General features: G+C 64.2%; 1 protein-coding gene. It reads left to right on the forward strand.

Features of this window, described 5'->3' with window-relative positions; genetic code table 11:
• Window positions 1–341: helix-hairpin-helix domain-containing protein (locus H4281_RS45090; RefSeq protein WP_182896968.1), on the forward strand; the 341-nt coding region annotated here is incomplete at both ends.

Below are 341 nucleotides of genomic sequence, written 5' to 3' on the forward strand. Positions count from 1 at the left end.
CGGCTGGGGATCAAGGTGCTGCCGCCGGACGTGAACGAGTCGGCTTTGCGGTTCGCGGCCGTCGGGAACGACATCCGCTTCGGTCTGGGCGCGGTGCGCAACGTGGGCGCGAACGTGGTGGAGTCGATCATCAAGATGCGCGAGGAGAAGGGCAAGTACTCCTCGTTCACCGAGTTCCTGGACAAATCGGAGCTGGTGGCCTGCAACAAGCGAGTGATCGAATCGCTGATCAAGGCGGGTGCCTTCGACTCGATGGGGCACACCCGGCTGTCGATGATCCAGGTGCACGAGGACGCGGTGGAAGCCGTCGTCCCGCTCAAGCGCCAGGAAGCGATGGGCCA

The sequence above is a fragment of the Amycolatopsis dendrobii genome, from assembly GCF_014145675.1.
Classification (GTDB): Bacteria; Actinomycetota; Actinomycetes; order Mycobacteriales; family Pseudonocardiaceae; genus Amycolatopsis; species Amycolatopsis dendrobii.